This is a genomic window from Natronospirillum operosum (assembly GCF_004768465.1).
GTDB lineage: Bacteria > Pseudomonadota > Gammaproteobacteria > Pseudomonadales > Natronospirillaceae > Natronospirillum > Natronospirillum operosum.
Map to the genome: position 1 here is coordinate 87806 of NZ_SRMF01000007.1, position 24586 is coordinate 112391.

Here is a 24586-nt window from a genome sequence, read left to right on the forward strand (position 1 = left end):
GACCATGAGCAAGAAAATATTTCTGGTGACCGGTGGCAACAAGGGCATCGGCAAGGCCATCACCACCCAGTTGGCGCAGGCCGGCCACACCGTTTACCTGGGTGCACGCAAGGTTGAGGAGGGCATGAAGGCGGCAGAAGAACTCAAGGCGATCGGAGATGTGCGCTTTGTGCAGCTCGACCTGACCGACCTGGGCTCACAGGCGGCAGCGGCCGAGCAGATACAGTCACAAAGCGGGCATCTGGATGGGCTGATCAACAACGCCGGCATCATTGCCGACTATGGCATGGCGTCCGGTGTGCGTCTGGAAAACCTGAGAACAACCTTTGAAACCAATTATTTTGGCACCATCATGGTGACCCAGCACATGCTGCCACTGTTGCGTGCCGGCAGCAGCAAGGTGATCGTCAATGTCTCCACTGGCCTGGGTTCCATTACCCAGCACGGTGATCCATCCTGGCCCTTTCACGGTGTTACACCGCTGGCCTACAACTCGTCCAAAGCGGCTTTGAACATGTTTACGGTGCTGCTGGCGAAGGAACTGAGAGACGAAGGTTTCAGGGTGAACGCCGTCAGCCCCGGCTGGATCGCCACTGACCTCGGTGGCGACAGCGCGCCCGGCACACCTGAAGAAGGTGCGCAAATCGCCGTGAAGTGCGCGCTTGAAGGGCCCGATGGCGCAACCGGTCTGTTTCTGACTACCGGTGGTGTTATTCCCTGGTAGTGAGGTGTAAACAAGAACGACGACTGGCCCGCTGGGCGAATGCCCAGCGGCTGCTCTGTGCCTGTATCAGAGAGCGAACTCGGCTTTGGGCATTAGTTGCATGATTCGCTGCTCCGCAGCGGCCAGGCTTTCCGCCTTGGTGTCTTCACTGATCGCCAGACCTTCTGCATGAATAAACTCTATATCGGTGATGCCAATGAACCCGAGAATCTCTCGGAGGAAATTGGTCTGGGCGTGATCCTCACCGTATACACCGCCGCGGGTGATGAAGATGTAGGCCTTTTTGCCCTTGATCAGGCCTTCGGGACCATCCGCAGAATAGCGGAAGGTGACGTCGGCGCGTGCAATATGGTCGAAATAGGTGTGCAACACCGACGGAACCTGGAAATTGTACATCGGTACCCCAAGGACGATCACGTCGGCATGGTTCAATTCCTCAATCAATGCATCCGACTGCGCGACCACTTCACGCTGTACCTCCGTCATCTCGGACGGGTTGGTTGCGAAGGCCTGGAATCGAGGCAGATCAAGATGTGGAATCGGGTTTTCGGCCAGATTTCGATTAACCACTGTTCCCTCAGGGTTCAGTTCCTGCCAGTTTTTCACGAAGTGGTCGATAAGGGCGGACGACTGTCCATGCTCATTGAACAGACTGCTTTGGATCTTTAGTAAGGTGCTCATGCTATAGCCTCTAGGCAAGGTGATCATTGACTGGGGCATTTCAGCATTGATTCAGTTGACAGATAAGTGTAAATATTAGCTTCAAACTATCACTTGAGTAGATATATGAGCGCCAAACCTGCCACTACACCGCATATCACTCTGGAGCAATGGCGCACTCTGGTCGCCGTGGTCGACGAAGGGGGTTATGCACAGGCGGCTGAGGCACTGCACAAGAGCCAATCCTCAATCACCTATGCTGTGCAGCGGCTGGAACATGTGCTGAATGTGAAGGTCTTCTCCATTGAAGGTAGAAAAGCGATTCTGACCCCGGTGGGGCGAATGCTGTACCAGCGTGCACGCCAGTTGCTTGAGGATTCATTCAGCATGGAGCGAGCGGCGGGCAAGGCCTCGTCGGGTTGGGAAAGCGAGATTTCCCTTGCGGTGGAGGTGCTGTTTCCCACCTGGTTGCTGCTTGAATGCCTCAACCGGTTTGGTGAAGTCAGCCCGCAAACCCGGATCAACCTGCACGAAACCATCCTTGATGGCGGTACGGAGTTGTTGCAGCAAGGCCGGGTCGATCTGGCGATTCTGCCGACGATTCCGGCCGGCTATAACGGCAATGTCCTGCGACGTGCCGTGCGGTTCATTCCCGTTGCCCACCCCAGCCACCCCCTGCATCAGTTGCAACGGGAGCTGTCCCTGCGTGATCTGCGCAAACACCGGCATATTGTGGTGCGTGACAACTCTGTCAGCCGCAACGACAAAACGTACACATTGGAGGTGGGGCAGGGTTGGACCGTGACCAATATGGCGACCTTGATTGGTGCGGTATCCCGTGGCTTCGGTTTCGCCTGGCTGGCGGAGGACAAGATTCTCCATGAACTGGATGCAGGTGTTCTCAAGATATTGCCGCTCTGTGACGGCCACGAAAGATTTGCAGACCTCTATCTGATCTTGCCTGATTCCGAAGCAGTCGGGCCGGGCGTTGCCCGTCTCACACAAATCATCAACGAAAGAACCGAAGTCGCCTGCATTGCCCATGGAGCAAGTGCAGGTTTCCGCTGAGCCAACCGATCGCCTGAAGCGAGGTTCTGCTGTTCAATAAAGAGAATTCTTCAGGCGCTGGGGCAGCTCCTGATCGTACTGCTCGCCGTCGATTTCCGATTGACTCAGCGCTTCAAGAATCGCTCCCGTACTGGGCAGACTCTTGCGATCAACTTGCCGGGCTGGGTCCCATAGTCCGGCTCTCAAAACAGCGCGAGCGCACTGAAAGTAGACGGACTCCACATGCACCACAAGCACGGTTTTCGGCAACTTCTCGGCAACGGCAAAACGACCGAGCAGTTCCGGGTCGGTGGTAATCCGTGCGTGCCCCATGACGCGCAGAGCTTCCCCGACGCCGGGTACAAGAAATATCAGCGCCACCCGAGGATCGGTGACGATATTGCGCAGTGTATCGATGCGATTGTTGCCTCGCCGATCGGGCAGCAACAGGGTTTTATCGTCCTTTACCTCGACAAATCCTGGTTGATCGCCTCGGGGCGATACGTCCAGGCCGCCAGGGCCACTCGACGCCAAAACCATAAAGGGCGAGGCCGCAATGAAAGCCTGATAGTGCGGATGGATGTAGTCAACTTCCTTGCGCAGTGAAGCGACTGCGGGGGTGCCGTAGAGTGCTTCCAGCGCCGCTGAATCCGTTATCTGGAAAGGATCTTCATTCATGGCTTCTATGGACTGTTCCCTGTTGCCCCCAACCATAGCATCCGGAAGCAGCCAAATCATCCAGCGGGGTTCGGGAGATTCGTGCTGGCGGAGGCAATCTGGAGTGTCTGGGCAACAGAAACGCGCGACCATCACTGCATACATCTTGCGTAATGACCATTGGTCACTTAATATGACCACTGGTCATTAACTGGAATGTCATGATGGATACCCGTACCCTTCCCTGGGCAGTCGTTACCGGTGCATCGAGCGGTCTCGGAGAGGCTCTGGCACGCGACCTTGCGGCACGTCAGCACAATATCGTTCTTACCGCACGCACGGTGGACGCAATGGAGCGCCTGGCAGGCGAACTGCGTGAACTCCATGGCGTTGCGGTGCATGTGGAGTCACTTGATCTGTCGGTACCAGGCAGCGCCAATACCTTGTGCGAGCGCCTGGACAAGGCGGGCATTCAGCCTGACGTGTTAGTCAATAACGCGGCCTTCGGCATCGCCGGGCCGTTTATCGATCACGATGACGACCGGCTGCGCGCCATGCTGCAACTCGATATTGTCAGTGTGACGGAGCTGACTTTGTTGCTTGGTCGGCGCATGGCACAGCGCGGACACGGCAGGATACTCTTCGTCGGCAGTCTCGCTGCGTTTCAGCCCGCCCCGGCCCTGGCCGCCTATGGCGCGGCGAAGGCCTATCTCCTGTCATTTGCCGAAGCGTTGCATATTGAACTGGCGCCGACGGTCAGTGTCACCATCCTCTCGCCGGGCCTGATGGACACCGGGTTCAACACAGCCTCGGGCTATAGCACCCCGGCCAACCTCAGGCGTACGATTCTGCCGCCCGCGAAAGTGGCACAGATCGGGCTCAATGCCTTGTTCGAAGGTCGCTCCGGGGTTGTTGCCGGTCGGATCAACAAGATAATGGCGTTCAGTAGCCGCTTGTTGTCACGGCATTTTTCCGCTAAAACAACCTATCGAATGGGTCAAGAGCATACAAAAGCGACCAATGGCTAAACGCGCCTATGGACATGACGACAAGCAGGAGAGGCGCGAGGTGATACTGAACGCCGCTGCCGATCTCTTTGGAGACGGTGTCGGCGAACTGCCGTCAGCCGCCGCAATCGCCAAAGGCGCAGGCCTCGCCAAGGGCACCCTGTACCTTTATTTCAGCACCAAGGAGACCATCTTCTCGGCGCTGCTGCTCAAGGGCTGGGGCAGGGTCGCCGCTCTTACCGAAGAGATTTTCGCGTCCTCCCTTGCTCCGGCAGCCAAGGTCGATACCTTCCTTTCTACCTATGTCTCCTATCTCGACCAACACCGTGACTTGTTGCGGCTCGACGCGCAGAGGTCGGCACTGGAACGTAACCTGGAAATGGATACCCTGATCGCGTCCAAGAAAGAGTTTGTCGAACAACTGATTCGAGCCGGAGGGCTGATAGAAGCTTCTCTTGATCTCCAGAGTGGCCAGGGTGTTCAACTATTACTGCGAACTCATGCTTTGACCTGTGGGTTATGGCAATCCTTCAACCCGGATACGAAGATACCTGCCTCACCCGAGTTTGCGCTACTCCAACTGGACTTCACGGAAGAGCTGTCCCAGGCGCTCGCTGAATACTGGCGCGGTGCCCTGATGGTTCAGCGTGAATAGTCAGCCGTTTGCGCCAAAGGATACCTTCAGGAACTGCCGCAAACTCACCGATCGGCAGAAAGTGTCAGGCTTTTCTGCTGCTCCAGCACACGAAGCCGTTCGGTCAGCACCTGGCTGATGGAGGTATAGGCACTGCTGCCCAAGGCAAGACGCAAAGGTGGCTGTTCCGCATCTGCCGCTGCGATCATGGCATCGACTGTCCTGGCAAGGTCACTCTTGATGGTAAAGGTGCCGGACGAAAAATCGCCGGAGGTAAACACCCGTCGGACCTCACCGACAGAAGTATCTTCATAGCAGGCCAGGGGCTGAGCGAGGTCCAGACCCACAGCGAAGTTGGTTTCCGTCGGGCCCGGCTCCATGATCAGGCAGTCGATTCCGAATGCTGCAACTTCCTGGGCGATGGACTCGATAAAGCCCTCGATGCTCCACTTGGTTGCATGATAGAGGCTGAAGCCCGGATACGCGGTTTGTCCGCCCTCCGACGATATCTGAACGATGCGGCCACCCTGTTGCGCCCGAAAATAAGGCAAAGCGGCACGAACAAGCTGAATGGAGCCAGTAAGGTTGGTGGCGATCTGACGCTCAATCTGCGTATCACTGAGTTCTTCCGCCGCGCCAAAGAGGCCATAACCCGCATTGTTTACCAGCACATCGATGCGACCGAGATCAGCAAAGGCGGCATTGACCACCTCGTGCACCTGCTTTGTATCGGTGACATCAAGCAGCCCAATCCAGAGACGATCGCCGTATTGCGCCTTCAGATCATCAAGACTGCCGTGCTTGCGTAATGTCGCAGCAACGGTGTCACCACGTGCCAGCAGTTTCTCGGTCAGCAATCTACCCAGGCCTGTTGAGGTGCCTGTAATAAACCATGTCTTTTTCATCTTCAGTCTCCTGTTAAAGGGTATTGCAAAGCAGCAGGTCATTGTAGGCGAGCCAGACATATGCAACTATCCGTTTAATATTGGATTGCCAGATGTAAATTTCACATGAATAAGAAGCCGGATCTGAATGTGCTTGCTGCTTTTGCGGCCATTGCGGCCCATGGCAGTTTTCGCAAGGCCGCAGATGAGTTGGGTATGCCGCCATCCACGCTGAGCCACATGATGCGCACATTGGAAGCACAACTGAGTGCACGGCTATTCAACCGAACCACCCGAAGTGTTGCCTTAACGGATGTCGGAGCCAGGTTACTGAGCCGTATTCGCCCACTGCTGCGTGACTTTGATACCGCATTCGAGGAGATTGAAATACAGCAGAACCGGCTGAGCGGCACGGTTCGAATCAATTCAAATGAACCTGCCGCCCGCATGTTGCTGCACCAGGTTGTTCCGGTTTTTCACCAACGGTTTCCGGATATTGAGGTCGATCTTGTTACCGAAGGCCAACTGGTGGATATCGTGGCAGGGGGCTTTGATGCGGGCATCCGTTTGGGTGAAGACGTACCTCAGGACATGATTGCGGTGCGCTTCGGCCCGCAGATCCGCTTTCTGGCCGTTGCGTCACCCGCTTATCTGGCGGCAAATCCGCCGCCACAAAGTCCTGATGACTTGCAAAAGCACCGCTGTATCCGTCATCGTCTGCCCAGTGGCAAACTCTATCGCTGGGAATTTGCAAAGGACAGGGAGGAAGTTACAGTCGAGGTGCATGGCAGCATCACCCTCGACCATTTGAACCTGATGGCCGACGCCGCAGCGGCCGGCATGGGTATCGCCTACCTCCCCGATCTGGTTGCCGGGCCTTATCTGCAACAAGGCAAGCTGGTGCCGGTATTGGCGGACTGGTGCCCAACGGGACCGGGGCTTTGCATCTATTACCCTGGTCACCGGCATGTACCGGCGCCATTGCGTGCGTTTATTGATGTGCTCAAGGCAGTGGATATTCCCGCTTCACAATAGACTCTGCAGTGATGTCACTGAATGACGACTTTGTCACGCGGCAGAGCTCAAGCTTTCCCCGGCCGCGACAATGGAGTCGAGCGCGGGACGGGGGGTCCATCCAAGCAGCCGGTGCGCTTTGTCCGAACTGAGCTCTGTGGTTCGCCCCAATTCGGGAACCATACCCGCAACCTGTGGGTTGAAGACGCCAATCAGCTTGAACAGCCAATCCGGCAGGCGACGAACCGAGACTTTCGAGGCCTGAGCACCGAAGGTCTCCTTGAGGATCCTTGCTATATCCAGGAACCACAGGAAGTCGCCGCTGGCGATGAAGCGTTGTCCCGCAGCCTCTGGCGCCACCATTGCCCGGATGTGAAGGTCAACAAGGTCACGGATATCAACAATGCCCAAACCTATATTGGGCAGCGCAGGCATTTTCCCTCTCAGCATGTTCGCAATCAGGCCCACGGAGTCGGAATACAGGCCAGCCAGGGCTGGCCCTTGAATGAAGCCTGGCAGAATGGTGACCAGTTCAAGGTCGATATCAGGCCTCCCGACGAAAGCCCATGCGTCCAGCTCGGCCAGTGTCTTGGCGCGCATGTAGTCGCCGACAGCAGGCTGGTCGAGGTCAGTCCAGGAAGACTCGTCGATAGGCTGGCCCGGCGGAATGGAACCCGGCGTCGGGCGGCTTGCGGCAAGACCGGAGGAGGTCAGCACCACACGCCTGACGCCTGCCACAGCACTGGCCTTGAGCACCCGCATCGTGCCGTCCCGCGCGGCGGAGATGAGGTCCTTGCCCGACATGGGTGATGCCTGATGCAAAACATAGTCGACACCTTCGAGCGCATCCGCCCATCCGTCGTCTTTGAGGAGGTCAGCGCTGTAGAGCTTCAGGCGAGCAAGTCCGCTGGTGTATTGCGCCAGGCGTGTCCGTAACTCAGCCTCACTGTTCATGGATCGCACCGTGGCACGCACTCTATGGCCGTTTTCGAGCAGTCGGATGATGGTCCAACCCGCCAGATAGCCAGTCCCGCCGGTGACCAGGACGGTCGCCGGATCGGCTGTACTCATAGCGCTTAAAGCGTCTTCAGGTGCCATCTCTGTGATCTCCGGCCAGGTTTCACTTTATTGGTCTCCATTGGAGACTTTAGTATATTAAGGAGACCGCTCTGCAAATCAAGAAGGCACTTTAATGAGACTAGGGAACATCGATATCCCCAGAGACACCTGTCAACTGGTCGGCAACATTCTTGGGCGGGTGGGTGACAAGTGGTCCGTGCTAATCATCGTGCTACTGCGCGAGCGTCCGATGCGTTATTCTGAACTCGAGCGGCAGATTGAAACTGTTTCGAAGAAGATGCTGACACGTACCTTGCGCAATCTGGAACGCGACGGCTTCGTCAGCCGCACGGTCACACCGTCCATTCCACCGCGCGTCGATTACCAGCTAAACGATCTGGGCCGCGAGGTCATGGTGCCACTGGATGAACTGGCGCGCTGGGCGCTCAGTAACAAGGACAGGGTTGTCGAGGCACGGTTGCGCTACGATGCGACGCAAGATGAAAAAGAGTAGCGTTGGGCAAAAGAGTTGCCTTTCAACTGGTGTCCTGTCTGGTTAATTCGACACTCCTCTGCGATCCTTGGCCTGTGTTGACCTCCCTTGCTGTGGGTCCACCACACCGGCTGGATCGCCGCTGACCGGTTTTGACGGCCAGGTCGACAAGGCCTGGTCGGCAATTGCCCTTAGCGTCTCGTGGCTGAAGCCCGCTTTGGCTTGCACCGCCATACCGTGGGTCATGGTCATCACGAAGGCCGCCAGGGTTGCACAGTCAGCGTCTTCGGGCAGGTCGCCTTCTTCCTTTGCCCGCTCGAGGCGCTTGCGCAACGATGACTCGCCGGCCCTACGTGCGGCAATAAGAGTACGTCGCACCGGCTCGGCATCGTCGGAGCCTGCCAGAACTCCGTGTGTACCCAGGCACCCCTTGCAGTCCGGATACCGGGTATGCAGTTCGGCGGCACTGTAGAGAATATGGGCGGCCACTTCTCGCGAGGTCGGCAGCTTCAGGGCTTCCGGAAAGAAATTCAGATGACGTTCATAGTAGCGCTTCAGGGCTTGCCGGAATAAGGCTTCCTTGTTGCCGAAGGCCGAATACAGCGCCGGGCGCTCGACGCCCGCAGCCTGCGTCAGGTCGGTATAGGAGGCACCCTCGTAGCCCTTGTGCCAGAACACACACAGCACCGAATCCAGTACCTCGTCCACATCAAACTCGCGGCGACGTCCCATCACTTGACCTCAGATTTTTCATAACGATCGATATTAAAACCCTTGACAGCGTTTGTCCAATAACATAATAATCATTATGGTAATGATCGTTATGAAAAAGCGATCTCAACGAGGGTTCATTCAAGATCAAAGAGGTTTTCATGCAAACGGTATTGAAAGGCAAGGTTGCGCTCGTCACTGGTGGCTCACGTGGGCTGGGTGCAGTCATTGCAGAAACACTGGCGGAGCAGGGGGCTGACGTGGCCATCAGCTATGTCTCGTCGGCCGACAAGGCCAATGTCGTCGTCGAGAAACTCAGGGAGAAGGGCGTTCGTGCCATCGCGATTCAAAGCGATCAGGCCGACCTCGCTGCCGCCAGGCCTCTGATCGAGGCGGTTACCAGCCACTTCGGCAAGCTCGACATCCTCGTCAACAATGCGGCGATTGCCGTGCAGGGCAAGCTGGTTGATGACCCCGAGCTCGACACAGTCAATCTCGACCGGCAGTGGCAAATCAATGTCATGGGCGCCGTGGCGACGACTCGTGCGGCAGCGCCGGTGCTGTCAGACGGCGGTCGGATCATCTTTGTTGGCTCCCTTTTGGGCAGCCACGTCCCATTCCCGGGCGCTGCCGATTACGCGGGAACCAAGGCGGCAATTGCCGGGTATGCGCGGGGCGTCGCCCGCGATCTGGGTGGCCGCAATATCACGGTCAATGTTGTTCAGCCCGGCATCATGCCAACTGATATGGGTGCAGAAGTGTTGGGCGAAGGCGTTGCCGACGGAATCCTGCCCGACGTGATCCTGGATATGCACCCCATTCGCCGGATCGCGACGCTGGAGGAAGTGTCGGCCACCGTGAGCTTCCTGGCAGGACCGAATGCAGGCTACATCACCGGCGGTGCAATCAACCTGGCCGGTGGTTTCGCCATATGATCACTGCAGGCAGACCCGCAAGCGCAAGCAGCATCAACACTGAGGAGAAACGAAACATGACCACTATCGGCATTATCGGCGCCGGCGAGGTTGGCAGCCAGGTCGCCCGTGCGGCGATCGCGAGCGGCTACGAGGTTGTGATTGCCAATTCCCGTGGCCCTGAGACATTGGCTGATCTTATAGAGGAACTGGGCCCTTCCGCGCGCGCGGCCACAGCAGCGGGCGCTGCCACCGCAGGCGATTTCGTTGTGGTGGCCGTGCCGCTGAAACTCGACAATGACATGCCGGTGGCGGAACTGGCTGGCAAGGTCGTGCTGGACACCAACAACTACATGGCCTGGCGTGATGGCCACTTCCCCATGATCGAATCGGGCGAGAAAACCATCCACCAACTGCGCCAGGAGCAATTGCCCGACTCGAAGGTGGTTCAGGCATTCACTCACATCAAGGCACCGCGTCTTCTCATATCAGCCAGACCGGCTGGTACACCAGACCGCCATGCGATGTCGGTGTCCAGCAACTACCCGGAAGCTGTGGCGGTGGCGACACGACTGTACGATGATATTGGATTCGACACCGTCGACAACAGCCCACTCAGAGAGTCCTGGCGCTGCGGCCCCGGTCAACCGGCATGGAACGCACACGCGCACCAGACCAAAGCCGAGCTGGCTGTCAATCTGGCCAGCGCGCAGCGCAATGCGCTGGCCTGACGCTCAATACTGCTCTGGTGTCCAGGCCCACTCTCCTTTAATTGGTTTGTGGGCCGCCGGTCAGCGTGATGCAGTTGTCACTTACTTGGTGTCGATCTGCCCCAGCGCGCTTGCACGATCTTTCAGTGCCTCCTGTGCTTCCTGCCAGGCAGTGTCGACCGGGTTCAGGGCGGACATCAAATACGCCCAAGTCAGCCGTTGCACTGCCGCCAGAGTATCCGGTTTCTCATCGTCACCGGTTTCCCTGGCGTCATAACCGGGGATTCCCCCCAAACTGTGCTTGGCACCCTGCAAGGTCAACATCTGCTGTATGCCAGGAGCATCATGAAACGCATCGGTGTACCAGTCTGCACCTCTGACCGTCATGTAAGGGTTGACGTCCGCACTGCCCACAACAGACAAAGTGGGCGTAATCAGGAGGGTGTAATCCGGATTCAACTCGGTGAAATGCTCGCGGGCAAATTCACTCAAACTGTCCCCACCATTGCCCGGGGCTGCCAACAGCACCCCTGCCTTGATGCGCGGTTCAAACACACTGACGTCAACATCATCCCGGCGTTTGCTATCGGTTAGATGTGCCCCCAGCAACATGGCCGCTGTTTGCCCACCCATGGAGTGCCCCACCACAGCGATGGATTCCTTGTCCAGCCGGCCCTTGAGCAGCGGCAGACTGGCTTCCATTTCTTCAAGCTGATCCAGTATCAGCTTCATCTCTTCCACTCGGGTTCGCCAGAACAAGGGTGCGCCGGGCAAATCATGGGGATAGCCTGCCACCTTGGAATTTGCGTGCGTTGGTTGAATCACCACAAATCCGTGCTCGGCATAGAAGTTAACCAGGGGGCCATAGCCGTCCTTGGATGGAAGATACAGAGACGGGCCATCACCATGTGAAAACAGAATGACTGGCAGGTTGGCACCCTCAACCGGTGCGGTAATGCGAAGTTCCAATGGTTGTGGCCGGTCATTGGAGTGCAGTCGTACGGGTGCAATGGAAACAGTCTGTACTGCTTCATTCACGGGCAGGTAACGGGCAAGTTCGATTAAACGGTTCATGTTTGAGCTCTCCTGTTAAGACGAGCTGCAGAATAGAAAACCGGGCTTTCAGGATAAATCTTAAAGATCTAAACTCATTGTTATGAAAACCAATAACAATTGAGAAGATTGATCGGCCATGGACAAGATGCAGACCTACCGAGTGTTCTCGACCGTGGCGGAACAGCTCAGCTTCACCAAAGCCGCAGAATTGCTGAACCTGCCCCGGGCAACAGTTTCAACCACTGTACGAAGCCTTGAAACGCGCCTGGGTGTGCAACTGCTTAACCGCACGACCCGCAGTGTCTCACTAACCATTGAAGGCGAGCTATTCCTGGAGCAGTGCCTGAAAGTACTGAACGATGTGGATGAACTGGAAGGCATTTTCCGGCGCTCCGGACAGCTGCTCAGTGGTCGAATACGAATCGACATGCCGGTGAATTTTGCGAAGGAAATGGTCCTGCCTTACCTGCGCGAGTTTCGTGCGCAATACCCGGAGATCCTGATTGATCTGAGTTCCACGGATGACTTCATAGATGTTGCGAGCGAAAGCGTGGATCTCGTGATTCGCAGCGGGGCCTACGCCCAGGGCAACTTTACGGTCAAGAAACTGATGGATGTGCGCATGGGGAACTATGTCAGTACCCGTTATAGCGAGCAGTTCGGCATCCCCTCTTCATTGGCAGAACTCCGACATCATGCTCTGGTGTCTTATGCCAGGCGGCTCAGCAACCCGGAAGTGGATTTTGTCTATGAACAGGCTGGCAAGGTATACAAGACCAGGGTCATGAGCAGCATCAATGTGAACAATACAGTGACCTATACAGACGCCTGCCTGGGTGGACTGGGCATTGCTCAACTGCCGACGAAGGCGGTTCAGAAATACATAAACTCGGGTGAGCTGATTGAAATACTGCCGGACTATCGCATGCCGGACGGACGGATAGACCTGATTTATCTGCGCAACAAACAGCTCTCCGGGCGCGTACTGGCATTTATTGAGTGGCTTGAAGCCACGCTAAGTCATCCGAGTTAAGCAAGCCTGGAGAATCCCGCAGTTCCGTCTTGCAGGCGCTCCTGCAAGGGCCCTGCCACAGCATCCAGAAACTGCCGCACGCGCGGTGACAGCAGACGGCTGTGGGGAAACACAAACTGCACGGGCAAAGCAGGGGCGCTGTATTCGGTCAATATCGGTACCAGGGTGCCACGCTCCAGATCCTGCTGTGCCTGATAGCCCAGCACCCGGCAGATGCCCAGGCCGTCGCGGGCGGCGGCAAGCCCGGTATCGATCTGATTGGCACTCACCACGGGGTTGATGCGCTGCTCCCAGACCTTGCCCTCTACCTGAAACTGCCAGACTTCGCCGGAAGGTGAAAAGCACACCGTGGGCCAGTCTGACAGCTGCTCGGGATGCGTAGGCTGCCCGCGTTGTTCGATCAACGCCGGGCTGGCGCAAAGTACATAAGGCGTGCTGCCAATGGTACGCGCCACCAGCGAGGAATCGGCCAGGTGGCCAATACGCAGGGCCAGATCAAAGCCTTCCTCAATCACATCCACGACCCGGTCGAGCAGCGTCAGCTCTGCACTCATGGTGGGGTTCTGCTTCAGCCACTGGTTCAGCAGCGGTGCCAGGTGCAGGCGACCGAACATCACCGGGGCAGTAATCGACAGCTTGCCGGCCGGGTCGGCACGTCGACTGTCGAGCTGGAACTCGGCGGCCTGAACATCCAGCAGAATACGGCGGCAATTCTGCAGATATTCACTGCCTTCATCGGTGAGCGCGATACGACGCGTGCTGCGGTTGAGCAGACGCACACCCAGGTGTTGTTCCAGGTTGGCGAGGGTGCGCACGATGGCGGCCGGAGATCGGTCCAGCTTCTCGGCAGCGGCAGACAGGCTGCCCTGATCCACAATGGCGACAAAGGTACTCATGGCCTTGAGCTTGTCCATCGGCGGGTTCCGCTGCAGCCTGAAAGGAAGGATTTGTGCAAAAAACTGAATAACACTGACAGCTTGGCGGCATTTATCGCATCCGTCAAACGGCGTCTAATGGCACCGCAATGTCGCATCTTCGGAATCAGCAATGAAGCAACCTCAGCCTATTCGTCAGTTTGATCATGTCGGTATTCGGGTCAGTGACCGCCAGCAGGCCGTGGCCTTTTATGAACAGCTCGGGTTTCGGGAGGTTCGTAGCTTCGAGAAATACGAAGCCAATGAAATGGAAACATCTGACGGTGTACGCATCAATCTGATCTTCAACGCCACCCGTCTGCCCCATGGCCGGAATGTGCTGCTGGATGAGCCGATCAAGCTGCCCGGTGTGACACACCCGGCATTTGTGGTCGATGACCTCTATGCCCTGAAAGACTGGCTTGATGAAGCCGGTATCGCCATTACCGAGGGCATTCATCGCCTGGGCCCGCGTCGAATCACCCTGTTCATTCGTGACCCGGACAGGAATGTCCTGGAATTCAACCAACTGGTGGCTGAACCCGCGTCTGCAAGTACATCCCCCGAATCCATAACCCGATAAGGCACCTGTCATGAAACTGTACGATCTGGAACTGTCCGGCAACTGCTACAAGGTCCGTCTGTTTGCCGCCCTGGTGGGTATCGAACTGGAACTGGAACCTGTGGATATCCCAGGCGGCGCGCACAAGCGACCCCCGCTCATTGATCTCAACCCCTGGGGCGAACTGCCGGTGCTGGTTGATGGTGATGTCGTGCTGCGCGACTCGCAGGCGATTCTGGTGTATCTGGCGCGACGCTATGGCGGCAACCAGTGGTGGCCGGATGGCGCCGCGCAGCAAGGCGAGGTGATGCAATGGCTGTCGACCGCTGCCAACGAGATTCACAACGGCCCCAATACTGCCCGCCTGGTGGAGAAGTTCGGCTACCCGTTGAACAAGGCGCGGGCACTGGAAGTCAGCGCCCAGCTCTTGCCGTTGATCGAACAACACCTGAGCCGACACGATTGGCTGGCGCTCGGTCGCCCGACCATCGCCGAGTGCGCCGTGTTCCCATACCTGGCGGTGGGCTGGGAAGGCGGCGTGACGCTCAATGATTACCCGGCCATTCAGGCCTGGATCGAACGCACCAAGGCGCTGCCGGGGTTCGTCGGCATGCCCGGGGTCAGGTAAGTTCGATGTCCTGGCCTTCGTCATTGCGCACATGCCGGAGAGAAACGGCAGCCAGCACGGACACACCGAGAATGCCGACTCCGCCAACGGCGGCGGTCGTATTCAGTCCTTGAAGAAAGGCCGCTCTGGCTGCATCCAGCGTGCCGGCAGGCAACTCTCCGGCTATGGTGGTGGCTGCCCAAAGGCTATCGCTGAGAGCGCTGGTCAATTCGGTGCCGAGCTGTGGAGTCTGAGCCAGAATATCCGTCACCTGAACGCGGTACAGTAGTGTAGCCAGACTACCTAACAGTGCGACTCCCAGTGCTACTCCCATCTCCTGTGCCATTTCCGACATGGCTGAAGCGGAGCCGGCGCGTTCCGGTGGGGCGGCTCCGACTACCAGGTCGGTGCCCAGGGCTGCGATGCAACCCAGGCCCAAGTAGACCAACGAAAAGCCCGCCACTGCCTGAATGAGTTCAGAGGGAAAAATACACAGATTGCTGATCCCCAGCCGCGCCAAAAACAGGTAGCCGCCAACGGATATCAACAGAGCTCCAGCGGTCACAAAGCCGGGGCGAATACGCCGCGCAATCAGTGGTGCTGCGATGCCTGCAATAACCATCATCAATGCCGGTGGCCCCATCCACAGGCCCGCTACCAACGGCGACAATGTCGCCACCAGTTGCAGGTATTGCGTTACCAGCAACATGACCCCGGAGACACCCACCAGCCCCGTGAGCAACACGACCAGTGCTGCCGTGAAAGTGCGGCTGGCGAACAAGCGCATATCCAGCAAGGGGCTGGCCAATTGCTGCTGGCGGCGCACAAACCACAGGGTGCACATGGCTCCAAGCATGATCGCCAGCAGTGGACCCGCAGCCAGGCCTGCCTTGGCGATTTCCTTGATGCCATAGATGATGGGCAGGATCGCTGCCAGTGACAGCAACACACTGAACAGATCGAGTGGGCCTGCGTCTGTAGAACGGTATTCCGGCAACAGTTGCGGGGCCAAAATCAGCAGCAGGATAATCACCGGTACCGCCGCCAGAAATGCCGCTCCCCACCAAAAACTCGCCAAGAGCACACCACCCACCAATGGCCCGGCTGCCATGCCCAGGGCAAACATCGTTGCCCAGACTCCAATCGCCAAACCGCGCTGGCGGGGATTGGTGAACAGGTTGCTGATCAGCGCCAGGGTGGATGGCATCAGCGTTGCGCCGGCGATGCCGAGGGCCGCTCGGGCGGCGATCAACATCTCCGCGCTGGGTGCAAAAGCGGCCAGTACCGAAGCCGCCCCAAACGCCGTGGCGCCGATCATCAGCAAACGGCGGCGCCCAATACGGTCCCCCAGCGTACCCATGGTGATCAGAAAACCCGCTATCAAAAAGCCGTAAATATCCATCACCCACAATGCCTGGGTGCTGCTGAGTTGCAGATCGGTAGCAATGGCAGGCAGTGCCAGATACAGCAAGGTCACATCCAGGCCGAGCAGGAATGTGGGCAATGCCAGCACCGCCAGGCCAGCCCACTCCCGGAGACCGGCGTCGGTGATTGTATGGGTGGGTGATAAGGATAGTTGTTCTGATGTCATGTCATCTCCTGATATCAAGCGCTCCGGGAGCGGGAAATGACCGCATTGTGAGACTGATTTTATAGGGTTACAATATAGCCAATTATCCTATTACTAGTGGTAACAGGCCGTTCTCCAGGCGGCAAACCAAGGACACTCCATGGCTGAGCGTACTCTGGCTCGCACTCGCAGCGAGCTGACCGATTTCCTGCTGCATCACCGCCACAAGCTGACCCCGGCGGATGTGGGTCTGCCTGTGACCGGACGCCGCCGCACACCTGGCCTGCGACGGGAGGAGGTGGCCACGCTCGCTGGCGTCGGACTGACCTGGTACACCTGGTTCGAGCAGGGGCGTGATATCAGTGTGTCGGAAGATTTCCTGCTCAACATCTCGCGGGCACTGAAACTGGATGACGCCGAGTGCTGTCACCTGTTCCTGCTGGCCCACCGTCGGCCACCGCCGCCTGAGGGTTATCAGTGGCAGGAAATCCCGCCTCGGGTTCAGATTTTGATGGATGACCTGGCCGCGCGTCCGGCCTATGTCATCAATATGCGCTGGGATGTGATTGCCTGGAATGCGGCCGCGGATGCATTGTTTGACTTCAATTCACGCAACCAGGAAGGCCGCAATCTGTTGCGGATGCTGTTCGCCGACCCCGAACTTCGCCGCCGCCTGCCGGTCTGGCGCGAAGAAGCCCCCAAGGTGCTCACCCAGTTTCGCTGTGATCTGGCCATGGCGCCGGACGACCCCGCGCTGGTCAGTTTGGTCGACGAACTGAAGAGTGTCTCGCCGGATTTTAAGCGCTGGTGGAGTATGCCGGCACAGGGCAGCTATATGCAGGGCATATGCAACATGTTGGATACCAGTGGTCAGCCGCAGCAGTTTGAGCATCAGGTGCTAACGGTGGATGAACACCGGCATCTGTGGATGGTGGTGTACTTTGCAGCCGAAGGTGAGCCCAAAAGCCCAGGCGCTGAGTAATGCTGGTCCCGGCATGGGGGTTAACAGCGGCCACTTTTTTGTATGGACTGTCGAAATCACTCTGTCCGGTGCGACTACCCGACAGACATTCTGCTTAAATGAGGTACACCATGACTCTTGTACGCGTCGAGAGCTTTTCGATCTCGCTGGACGGCTACGGCGCCGGCCCCAATCAAAGCCTGGACCACCCACTGGGCGAAGGCGGGCCGGATCTGCATCAGTGGGCGCTGCCTACCCGCACCTTCCAGCGGGCGGTCTTCGGGAAGGATGGTGGTACAACCGGCGTTGATGAAACATTCGCCGCCCGTGGGTTTACCAATATTGGTGCCTGGGTGATGGGGCGCAACATGTTCGGGCCCATTCGCGGCCCCTGGCCTGATTTCAACTGGCGAGGCTGGTGGGGTGACAACCCGCCCTACCACGTGCCGGTGTTTGTTCTGACCCACCACGAGCGCCCGCCACTGGAGATGGAAGGCGGCACCGTCTTCCACTTTGTCACCGGTGGTATCCAGGAAGCCATCGAGCGGGCGCGCGCCGCCGCCAAGGGCGAGGATGTGCGCATCGGCGGTGGTGCCGATACCATTCGCCAGGCCCTCAGCGCTGGCCTTGTGGACGAAATGCACATTGCCATCTCTCCGGTGATACTGGGCCAGGGCGAGCCGTTGTTCGAAGGGATTGACCTGAAAGCACTGGGTTATCAGTGTGTTGAGCACGTCGGTACCGAGCACGCGACTCATATCGTACTCAAGCGGCAGGAGGGGTGATGACGAATTCAGACAGAGTCGATAGTGCATCCAGATACATCGTGGCATCCCCAACAGCCGTATATCGGGCCTTCTCGGAGCCGAGCGCCATTGTGCAGTGGATGGCCCCTGCCGGCATGACCGGCACCATGCTTGCGTTTGATTTTCGTGAAGGCGGCTCCTACCGAATGCGATTGACCTACAGCGAACCGGGGCAGGGCAAAACCACGGCTGATGCCGATGAGTTTTCTGCCCAGTGGGTGCGCCTTGTTGATGGGGAATGCATTGAACAAGCCATCGCCTTCGATAGCAGTGACCCTCAGTTCGCGGGCGTGATGCGCATGATCTGGACCTTTCAGCCGGGAACGGACGGTACGCTGGTCACCGTCCGCTGCGAAAATGTGCCGGCGGGCATCCGACCGGAAGATCATGAAGTCGGGCTGAATTCCACGCTGGCCAACCTGGCGGCTTTTCTGGAGTCAGAATAGCGGCCAGGCGAATCAAGGGAGGCAGAGTCATCGACCACGACCCTCCCGAAAGCGTGCGAGGTCAATGTTTGTCGCCAACAAGAAGCACATCCTGCTTTACATCAAATACGATCTCCAATTAATATCCGTCCAGATGGTTATTAATTGGAGCGTAGATTGTGGCTCGAACACGCAGTATTGATCAGGAAAGCATTCTGGATGCGGCTGAAGCAGTCGTCGCCCGCGATGGTGCCACCCGCCTGACCCTGGAAGCAGTAGCCGCCCAGGCTGGCGTCAGTAAGGCATCAGTGCTCTACGACTACAAAAACAAGCAGGCTTTGATTGCCGCTGTCGTTCGTCGCGCCACCGCCCGGGACAACGCCTTCAATCAAAGTCGAATCGAGGCTCTGGGGTCGGTCGACAGCCCAACCATACGGGGACGCATCGACGCCGCCAGCCAGCCCTTTCCGGAAGAGTTTGGCGCCGTTGCACTGCAGTTGTGCGCCGCTCTTGCCCAGGATCAGACGCTGCGCGGCATTATCCAAACCAATCAACAACAAACCCTGGCGTCGGTGCTCGACACCGCCAAAAACCCACGCGGCGCACGCCTCGCCTATCTGGCGCTGGAAGGTTTAAAGCTGCTGGAATCCCTGGATTACCTGCATTGGCCGGACGATGTCCGGCGCAGCATCCTCGACGACATCAACTGGCTGGTGGACTCTCAGCCCGGCACCCCAACCGACAACCTTCATACACCTCTGGTTTGAGAATCGATAAATGACAGCAACTTCCTACTTTCTAACCGGTGGCAGTGGCTACATCGGCCGTAACCTTATCCGTTCTCTGACTGCTCAGGGCCACCGAGTAGTCGCTTTAGCCCGCAGTGATGATTCCGCTGCTCGCATCGAGGCCCTGGGTGCTCAGGTGTTTCGTGGTGATTTGCTCGCAGACAACCTGGCCGATGGTATGGCCGGCTGTCAGGTGGTGATCCACGCCGCCGCCGATACCGATCACAACAACCAGTCCAGATCCCAGTATCAAACCAATGTTGATGGCACCCTCAATGTACTGAACAGCGCTCGCCGGGCGGGCATCAAAAAAGCGCTCTATATCAGTACCGAATCAGTGTTGCTCGATGGCCAACCCTTACACCAGGTCAGTGAAGACCACCCCCTGCCCAGGCGAGCCATTGGTGAATACAGCCGCAGCAAAGCCGCCGCAGAAAAAATCGCCCTGAACTGTGCCGACGATGACTTCACGGTGGTGGTGGTGCGGCCGCGCTTTGTCTGGGGGCGTGATGACACCACAGCCTTGCCGCAATTGGTTGACGCCGCGAAATCCGGTCAACTGGCCTGGATTGACGGTGGCCATTACCTCACCTCCACCACGCATATTCTTAATCTCTGTGCCGGTATCAGCTCAGCTCTGGAACACGGCAAGAACGGTGAAGTCTATTTTATAACCGACGCCGAGCCGGTTGAGTTCCGTCAGTTTGCCACAGAGTTGCTGGCGACTCAGGGCATGACCGCGCCGGATAAAAGTGTGCCCTTGTGGTTATTGAAAATACTGGCCTGGGGTGGCGATATGATCAGCCGCCTCAGCGGTGGCCGCTTGCGCGGCCCGGTCACCCGCCAATCCCTGGCCACGTCCGCTGTGGAAGTCACGATCGATATCAGCAAGGCGAAGGCCGAGCTCAATTATCAACCGGTTGTCAGTCGGGCCGAGGGTTTGGCCGAGCTTGAACACCATTCCTGGTGAATATTGTGCTGCTGCTCCAACCCTCGGCCCGGTAGCCACTGACCGAGGGTGACCCCCGGCCTTCCAGATTCACAGAGTCGGACCGCCGGGGTCAAAGGTCAGGGCCTGTTTGTGTGCTTTTGTATGGCATGAATAATCACCGGCCAATCTCCCGGATGCAGCTCATGCCCCGTCCCTTCCAGTGTCAGCAATTCCGAATCTTGAATTGCTGCCTTCAGCGCCAGACCGTGGGCATAGGGCAATGCCGGGTCTTCGGTGCCATGGATGATCAATGTCGGCACGATAACCTCGTCCAGTCTTTTCAGGATCTCATCGTCACCGCCCAGCGTGGTGTGATTGAAGGTGGTTAGCACGTTGGGCGTGCGGTCAAAACTGGCTCGGGCGATATTGCGAATGAGTTCATCGTCAAATGGGTGGGCCGTGCCCGCGTTGATTCGCCATGCGCCGACCTGGTATTCCACCACGGCATCTCTGTCTGACCAGTCCAGCGTTTGCGCCTGTTGGTGATACTCGAGTATGGCCGGATCAAAAGGGGGAAGGGTGGGGTCGGTTTCATCAATGCGCTCCGATGCAATCAGCGTCAGGCTTTTTACCCGGTGTGGGTATTTGAGCGCGACAAGTCGGGACAGCAGCCCGCCCAGAGACATCCCCACCAGATGGGCGCTTTCAAGGTCATAACCATTCAACACGCGAACAATATCATCGGCCAGGTCTTCAACCGAATAGGGCGCCTGGCCCGGCGCATAGCTGGTTGACTGGCCGGTATCCCGGTGGTCGTAGCGGATCACGTAGCGATCCGCTGCGGCCAGGTCGTTACAGAAGTCATCAGGCCACCATACCGCCGATGACATGGCGCCCATGACCAGAATGATCGGATCATGGGAGGGGTCGCCGAAGGCTTCAGTATGGATTGAGATTTCGTTATCGGTAATGACTTTGCTTTTCATATTGCCTCCGGGCTATTTGCTTTGAGCCAATCGATCAATACCCGATCAAAATCCTCCGGCTCTTCCAGCGGCGGCGTATGACCGCTGCGTTCAAACAGGTGAAAGGTCAGGTTCGCTTGCGCTTTCCGCGCTTCGGTCCACAGCGTGTGCGGGACGGCGTAGTCATATTCGCCCATGACTACCAGTATGGGCGCGGCGAGTTGTCCGGGGTTCCACTGTAGTTCGTAGCCATCGGCAAAGAAATCGCGAAACACTTCAATGATGTCCATATCAAGGGGCACCCCCTGCCATAGCGCCAACGCATCGTGGCTTGCGTCGTACCAGTACCTTGGCCCGTCAGCCACATACCGGGCCACATAGGCCTGTTCGCGTGTTGTCTGGTCTGTTATCTCTGCCTGCCGTTGCCGAAGTGTTGTTTTTCTCTCGTCAGAAGCATGGACTTCCCAGTATAGCTGCGCAGCTTTCCTGATGGCGTGCACATCCACCGGTGGCGATCCAATCAGGACAATATGGGTGACTCGCTCGGGGCGTCTTTTTGCGTATTCCAGTGCAAGATTTCCATGATGGGAATGCCCTATCAGTACAACTCGATCCAGACCAAGATGTGCCCGAACTCGTTCAATGTCATCCAGGTAGGTGTCCAGAGACAGCCTGTCCGGGTCGAGCGAGTTATCTACTTCCGCAAAGTGCCGGACATCCATGAATATCAGGCGCAGACTTTTGCGCAGCTGGCGCGAGAATACCCTTGGGTAGTAGATAGCTGAGCCGATTACCAGTGCTGGCAGGCCAGACCCTTCACAGCGATAGCGAAGAACCGCTCCATCTACATTAATAGCCCCACCGGTAATGAGCCTTTGTGTCATGGATCTCCTGTGCGAACGCTGTATGTAGTGTGGGCGGAGTTTCGCTCAACATATGTTGAGAATATCGTGCTTGTTCAGTTCAGTCAACGGCTGTAGAGTGAATGCCATGAGCGAATCTGACGATCAATATCTATCCCGAAAGGAACGCCGCGAACGCACAAGAAGCGCTATTCTGGCCACCGCCAAGATGTTGTTCGCCGAGCACGGCTATGAGGGGACGACCATCCGCGCTGTGGCGAGGGAGGTGGGGGTCGATCCGGCGCTGGTAATGCAGCACTTCGGGAGCAAAGACAGGCTCTTCGCCGCTGCCGCGCTCTCCACGGTGGATACGGACTCACTGGTGCAGGCCGAGCAGGGCGATCTTGCACAGATGGCATTGGAGCATATATTCGCTGACTTCGAAGACCCTGAGCGTCGTGCCGGTGCTGTAGCGCTGCTTCGAAGTTGTTTGACCCATTCGGTGGCCAGGCAAGTACTGCGTGATGAGGTAATGGGGAAGACTCAGGCGCAGGTGGCCCGAACGATCGGCGGTGAGGACGCCGCCCTGAGAGCTGCAGTACTCAACGCCTCTACACTCGGGTTGACCATCGCCCGCTATCTGCTGGAAGACCCTGTGCTGGCGGGTGCCAGCCAGGGCGACATTGAGCGGGTCATGCTGCCAGCGCTACAGGCAATTGCAAGGGAAGAGGGGCAGGTTTAAGGCTCGGCTGTTTGAAGGGATCTGCGAGCGCTTGAGTGAGGAGGCCAAGTTGGCCATTGAGACGGATTAGCTGGCCAACACGACAGTCTGGCCACGCTCAGCCTGACCTGATCTTAGGGAACCTTGAGTTCGGCAGTGGATCTCCGGGCTGGAGTCCCTTCATGCTCTGCGGCAGATAGCCCTCCATGTTTTCATCGTCAGCATAGCTCTCTATATGGCCTGGGGCATAACGGGCCCCTGCATCGGTGTATACCGTTGCCAGAGAGTATCTGGGCTGCCCGGTCTGGTTGGTGCCAGCCATGTGTACCGTTCGCGCGTGATGAAACGTACAGTCACCGGCGCGCAGCGGTGGGGTAACCCGCGTGGACCAATTCAGGTCGGGCCAGATTTGCAGCGGCTTCATCATCATGTCTTCCCAACTGGCCTCGGGAGGCGCATCCTCCGAGGATGCCATACCTGCAGACACCAGGCGGTGAGAGCCCGCAAGAAACGTCATACATCCCTTTTCGACCGGCACATCCACCAGAGCCACCCACACAGTCAGGGTATTGGGCGCATCCTCAAGAGGAAATGCAAAGTCATCAATATGCATGGGTGTGTCGGTGGCGCCCTGCTGCCGTTTTAGCAGCAGTTCAGACTTGAACAAGCGCAGAGCGTTGCCTGCCAATGCTTCCGCAATGGCTGTAATGCGCGGATGCAGCACCAACCGTCGCATGACGTCACTGCGCAGCTCGACATCGGCTACCCAGTCCATGACATTGCCTCCGGCTTCATCCCAACTGACCATTTGCTCCCGTTCGAACATGGCCTGTGCTTCCGCCAGGTAACCCCTTACCTCGTCAGCGTTGAGCATGCCCGGAACATGCAGGAATCCGTCTCTCCGATAGTGACCGATCATCTCATCAGACAGAATGCCAGCCACTTTTTCGCTGCTACTGTGGATAGTCATCAGCACTTTCCTCCCTATATACAGGCACAGGTAGCTTAACTGAACAGGTTGACCTGCACTTGTAAAAAATGGACGGCCTGAGGCATTGTGCGCGCCTGTTTTGCGGTCACACTTCAGGCTGACTGACCACCATCCACAGGTGATGATCAGGGTCGCTGAACGAGCCGGTATAGCCCCAGGGCTGATCAGCCGGTGCAGAGACCACATGCCCGCCGGCCTGCTCCGCCCGCGCTATCAGTTCATCCACCTCGGCTCTGGATTCAGTGGTGATCCCCAGCACGCACTCACTGGCTCCAGGCGGTGCCGGTTCATGGTTGCCAATGATCCAACCAAAGCCAACTGTGGGTACGAGCATTATGTGCAGCCCCGGATTTACCCGAAACTGCAGTGGTTCGGGCAACCCATCCCGTCCGAGTTCTCCCAGTGGCTCCAGATTCAGTCCCCGGTAGAAACTGAACGCAGTTTTTCGGTCTGCTATTGGCAAACTGAGTACAATCGGCTTGTCGTTCATCATATAACCCTCTTTCTGTACGTGATTGTTGGGACTCCAGATCAGGAGCTCACCGCAGCCCGGTGCAGATGCTCCGCCAGCACTTCAGGGATCGTAAGCATGGGCCAGTGTCCCCCATCGATTGTGATGAAGTTCCATGCCGGTGCTTCTCGCAAGGCATCGAAGCGAGTTCTTCCCAGCCCCATTCACCCATCCAGGCGCCAGGTACGAGTACATAGTTCATGTGGTTGCAGACCTCCGTCGAGCAGATAACTATTTGCGAATTTGTCAGGTGATAGTCGAGTGAGAAAACTCGGATTCGACAATCGCGGGTATTGAAACTGAAGGTCTTTTGCGGGGGAGGAATTCAGTGCCGGAACAGGACACCAGGTGCAGGCTGACAGCGACAGCCTGCACCAGAGAGACAACAG

The 24586-nt window shown here is 57.6% G+C and carries 29 protein-coding genes; 17 read left to right on the plus strand and 12 right to left on the minus strand.

The window, feature by feature from the left end; all coding sequences use genetic code 11:
- Nucleotides 1–4 precede the first annotated feature (4 nt).
- On the plus strand, nucleotides 5–724 hold the full coding sequence (locus E4656_RS15090; RefSeq protein ID WP_135484126.1) for an SDR family oxidoreductase: 720 nt from the start codon (nucleotides 5–7) through the stop codon (nucleotides 722–724).
- A 66-nt stretch (nucleotides 725–790) separates the two neighbouring features.
- Here E4656_RS15090 and E4656_RS15095 read toward each other — a convergent pair whose 3' ends face one another.
- Nucleotides 791–1405 carry an FMN-dependent NADH-azoreductase gene (locus E4656_RS15095; RefSeq protein ID WP_135484127.1) on the minus strand — a complete coding sequence of 205 codons (615 nt, stop codon included), beginning with the start codon at nucleotides 1403–1405 and terminating at the stop codon, nucleotides 791–793.
- Between the two features lie 105 nt (nucleotides 1406–1510).
- Between E4656_RS15095 and E4656_RS15100 the strand changes: the two genes are divergently transcribed.
- The gene (locus E4656_RS15100) at nucleotides 1511–2452 is read left to right on the plus strand and encodes a LysR family transcriptional regulator (RefSeq protein WP_135484128.1); all 942 of its coding nucleotides are present in this window, start codon (nucleotides 1511–1513) and stop codon (nucleotides 2450–2452) included.
- 33 nt (nucleotides 2453–2485) lie between these two features.
- Here the strand turns inward: E4656_RS15100 and E4656_RS15105 are convergent, their stop codons facing one another.
- Entirely contained in the window at nucleotides 2486–3109 is a 624-nt protein-coding gene (locus E4656_RS15105; protein WP_135484129.1) for a pyridoxamine 5'-phosphate oxidase family protein, read from the minus strand.
- A gap of 200 nt (nucleotides 3110–3309) precedes the next feature.
- Here E4656_RS15105 and E4656_RS15110 point away from each other — a divergent pair, with 200 nt between their 5' ends.
- Nucleotides 3310–4116 carry an SDR family NAD(P)-dependent oxidoreductase gene (locus E4656_RS15110; RefSeq protein ID WP_205849229.1) on the plus strand — a complete coding sequence of 269 codons (807 nt, stop codon included), beginning with the start codon at nucleotides 3310–3312 and terminating at the stop codon, nucleotides 4114–4116.
- Entirely contained in the window at nucleotides 4109–4750 is a 642-nt protein-coding gene (locus tag E4656_RS15115) for a TetR/AcrR family transcriptional regulator (protein ID WP_135484130.1), read from the plus strand. Before E4656_RS15110 ends, E4656_RS15115 begins: the two co-directional genes overlap by 8 nt.
- Before the next feature lie 44 nt (nucleotides 4751–4794).
- Here E4656_RS15115 and E4656_RS15120 read toward each other — a convergent pair whose 3' ends face one another.
- Nucleotides 4795–5634: an SDR family oxidoreductase gene (locus E4656_RS15120; protein ID WP_135484131.1), complete on the minus strand. Its 840-nt coding sequence runs from the start codon at nucleotides 5632–5634 to the stop codon at nucleotides 4795–4797.
- Nucleotides 5635–5739: 105 nt separating this feature from the next.
- On the opposite strand from E4656_RS15120, the gene E4656_RS15125 reads away from it, so the two are divergent.
- Nucleotides 5740–6648 (plus strand): LysR family transcriptional regulator, encoded by a 909-nt coding sequence (locus E4656_RS15125; RefSeq protein WP_135484132.1) that lies wholly within the window; start codon nucleotides 5740–5742, stop codon nucleotides 6646–6648.
- A gap of 33 nt (nucleotides 6649–6681) precedes the next feature.
- Here the strand turns inward: E4656_RS15125 and E4656_RS15130 are convergent, their stop codons facing one another.
- Complete coding sequence (locus tag E4656_RS15130) at nucleotides 6682–7725, minus strand: NAD-dependent epimerase/dehydratase family protein (protein WP_205849230.1); 1044 nt, start codon at nucleotides 7723–7725, stop codon at nucleotides 6682–6684.
- 94 nt (nucleotides 7726–7819) lie between these two features.
- Here E4656_RS15130 and E4656_RS15135 point away from each other — a divergent pair, with 94 nt between their 5' ends.
- Nucleotides 7820–8200 carry a winged helix-turn-helix transcriptional regulator gene (locus tag E4656_RS15135; RefSeq protein WP_135484133.1) on the plus strand — a complete coding sequence of 127 codons (381 nt, stop codon included), beginning with the start codon at nucleotides 7820–7822 and terminating at the stop codon, nucleotides 8198–8200.
- A gap of 42 nt (nucleotides 8201–8242) precedes the next feature.
- On the opposite strand, the gene E4656_RS15140 is transcribed toward E4656_RS15135, so the two are convergent.
- A complete protein-coding gene (locus tag E4656_RS15140; RefSeq protein WP_135484134.1) occupies nucleotides 8243–8911 on the minus strand; it encodes a TetR/AcrR family transcriptional regulator in 669 nt (222 codons plus the stop codon).
- 140 nt (nucleotides 8912–9051) lie between these two features.
- Here E4656_RS15140 and E4656_RS15145 point away from each other — a divergent pair, with 140 nt between their 5' ends.
- Both E4656_RS15145 and E4656_RS15150 read left to right on the plus strand, forming a co-directional pair.
- The gene (locus tag E4656_RS15145) at nucleotides 9052–9825 is read left to right on the plus strand and encodes an SDR family NAD(P)-dependent oxidoreductase (protein WP_135484135.1); all 774 of its coding nucleotides are present in this window, start codon (nucleotides 9052–9054) and stop codon (nucleotides 9823–9825) included.
- Between the two features lie 56 nt (nucleotides 9826–9881).
- The gene (locus tag E4656_RS15150; RefSeq protein ID WP_135484136.1) at nucleotides 9882–10535 is read left to right on the plus strand and encodes an NADPH-dependent F420 reductase; all 654 of its coding nucleotides are present in this window, start codon (nucleotides 9882–9884) and stop codon (nucleotides 10533–10535) included.
- Between the two features lie 81 nt (nucleotides 10536–10616).
- On the opposite strand, the gene E4656_RS15155 is transcribed toward E4656_RS15150, so the two are convergent.
- Complete coding sequence (locus E4656_RS15155; RefSeq protein ID WP_135484137.1) at nucleotides 10617–11588, minus strand: alpha/beta hydrolase family protein; 972 nt, start codon at nucleotides 11586–11588, stop codon at nucleotides 10617–10619.
- A gap of 118 nt (nucleotides 11589–11706) precedes the next feature.
- On the opposite strand from E4656_RS15155, the gene E4656_RS15160 reads away from it, so the two are divergent.
- Complete coding sequence (locus E4656_RS15160) at nucleotides 11707–12603, plus strand: LysR substrate-binding domain-containing protein (protein ID WP_135484138.1); 897 nt, start codon at nucleotides 11707–11709, stop codon at nucleotides 12601–12603.
- Here E4656_RS15160 and E4656_RS15165 read toward each other — a convergent pair.
- Nucleotides 12600–13517, minus strand: a complete 918-nt coding sequence (locus tag E4656_RS15165; protein WP_135484139.1) for a LysR family transcriptional regulator — start codon at nucleotides 13515–13517, stop codon at nucleotides 12600–12602. The genes E4656_RS15160 and E4656_RS15165 overlap by 4 nt on opposite strands.
- A gap of 133 nt (nucleotides 13518–13650) precedes the next feature.
- Between E4656_RS15165 and E4656_RS15170 the strand changes: the two genes are divergently transcribed.
- Together E4656_RS15170 and E4656_RS15175 are read left to right on the plus strand one after the other, a co-directional pair.
- The gene (locus E4656_RS15170; RefSeq protein ID WP_135484140.1) at nucleotides 13651–14100 is read left to right on the plus strand and encodes a VOC family protein; all 450 of its coding nucleotides are present in this window, start codon (nucleotides 13651–13653) and stop codon (nucleotides 14098–14100) included.
- Between the two features lie 10 nt (nucleotides 14101–14110).
- Entirely contained in the window at nucleotides 14111–14707 is a 597-nt protein-coding gene (locus E4656_RS15175; protein WP_135484141.1) for a glutathione S-transferase family protein, read from the plus strand.
- On the opposite strand, the gene E4656_RS15180 is transcribed toward E4656_RS15175, so the two are convergent.
- The gene (locus E4656_RS15180) at nucleotides 14700–16277 is read right to left on the minus strand and encodes an MFS transporter (protein ID WP_135484142.1); all 1578 of its coding nucleotides are present in this window, start codon (nucleotides 16275–16277) and stop codon (nucleotides 14700–14702) included. The two genes, E4656_RS15175 and E4656_RS15180, sit on opposite strands and share 8 nt — an antisense overlap.
- Nucleotides 16278–16416: 139 nt before the next feature.
- Here E4656_RS15180 and E4656_RS15185 point away from each other — a divergent pair, with 139 nt between their 5' ends.
- The 5 genes from E4656_RS15185 to E4656_RS15205 all read left to right on the plus strand — a co-directional run bounded on the left by E4656_RS15185 (nucleotide 16417) and on the right by E4656_RS15205 (nucleotide 20206).
- Complete coding sequence (locus E4656_RS15185) at nucleotides 16417–17238, plus strand: helix-turn-helix transcriptional regulator (RefSeq protein ID WP_135484143.1); 822 nt, start codon at nucleotides 16417–16419, stop codon at nucleotides 17236–17238.
- A 110-nt stretch (nucleotides 17239–17348) separates the two neighbouring features.
- The gene (locus tag E4656_RS15190; protein WP_135484144.1) at nucleotides 17349–18002 is read left to right on the plus strand and encodes a dihydrofolate reductase family protein; all 654 of its coding nucleotides are present in this window, start codon (nucleotides 17349–17351) and stop codon (nucleotides 18000–18002) included.
- Nucleotides 18003–18043: 41 nt separating this feature from the next.
- Nucleotides 18044–18469, plus strand: a complete 426-nt coding sequence (locus E4656_RS15195; RefSeq protein ID WP_205849231.1) for an SRPBCC domain-containing protein — start codon at nucleotides 18044–18046, stop codon at nucleotides 18467–18469.
- A gap of 158 nt (nucleotides 18470–18627) precedes the next feature.
- Nucleotides 18628–19215 (plus strand): TetR/AcrR family transcriptional regulator, encoded by a 588-nt coding sequence (locus E4656_RS15200; protein WP_135484146.1) that lies wholly within the window; start codon nucleotides 18628–18630, stop codon nucleotides 19213–19215.
- Between the two features lie 10 nt (nucleotides 19216–19225).
- A complete protein-coding gene (locus E4656_RS15205) occupies nucleotides 19226–20206 on the plus strand; it encodes an NAD-dependent epimerase/dehydratase family protein (protein WP_135484147.1) in 981 nt (326 codons plus the stop codon).
- A 98-nt stretch (nucleotides 20207–20304) separates the two neighbouring features.
- On the opposite strand, the gene E4656_RS15210 is transcribed toward E4656_RS15205, so the two are convergent.
- The gene (locus tag E4656_RS15210) at nucleotides 20305–21153 is read right to left on the minus strand and encodes an alpha/beta fold hydrolase (RefSeq protein WP_135484148.1); all 849 of its coding nucleotides are present in this window, start codon (nucleotides 21151–21153) and stop codon (nucleotides 20305–20307) included.
- Nucleotides 21150–22016: an alpha/beta fold hydrolase gene (locus E4656_RS15215; RefSeq protein ID WP_135484149.1), complete on the minus strand. Its 867-nt coding sequence runs from the start codon at nucleotides 22014–22016 to the stop codon at nucleotides 21150–21152. The genes E4656_RS15210 and E4656_RS15215 overlap by 4 nt, the downstream gene beginning before the upstream one ends.
- Before the next feature lie 106 nt (nucleotides 22017–22122).
- Between E4656_RS15215 and E4656_RS15220 the strand changes: the two genes are divergently transcribed.
- Nucleotides 22123–22716 carry a TetR/AcrR family transcriptional regulator gene (locus tag E4656_RS15220; protein ID WP_135484150.1) on the plus strand — a complete coding sequence of 198 codons (594 nt, stop codon included), beginning with the start codon at nucleotides 22123–22125 and terminating at the stop codon, nucleotides 22714–22716.
- Between the two features lie 97 nt (nucleotides 22717–22813).
- On the opposite strand, the gene E4656_RS15225 is transcribed toward E4656_RS15220, so the two are convergent.
- Both E4656_RS15225 and E4656_RS15230 read right to left on the minus strand, forming a co-directional pair.
- The gene (locus E4656_RS15225) at nucleotides 22814–23665 is read right to left on the minus strand and encodes a phytanoyl-CoA dioxygenase family protein (RefSeq protein WP_167856087.1); all 852 of its coding nucleotides are present in this window, start codon (nucleotides 23663–23665) and stop codon (nucleotides 22814–22816) included.
- Nucleotides 23666–23771: 106 nt separating this feature from the next.
- Nucleotides 23772–24179 (minus strand): VOC family protein, encoded by a 408-nt coding sequence (locus tag E4656_RS15230; protein WP_205849232.1) that lies wholly within the window; start codon nucleotides 24177–24179, stop codon nucleotides 23772–23774.
- Nucleotides 24180–24586: the final 407 nt, after the last annotated feature.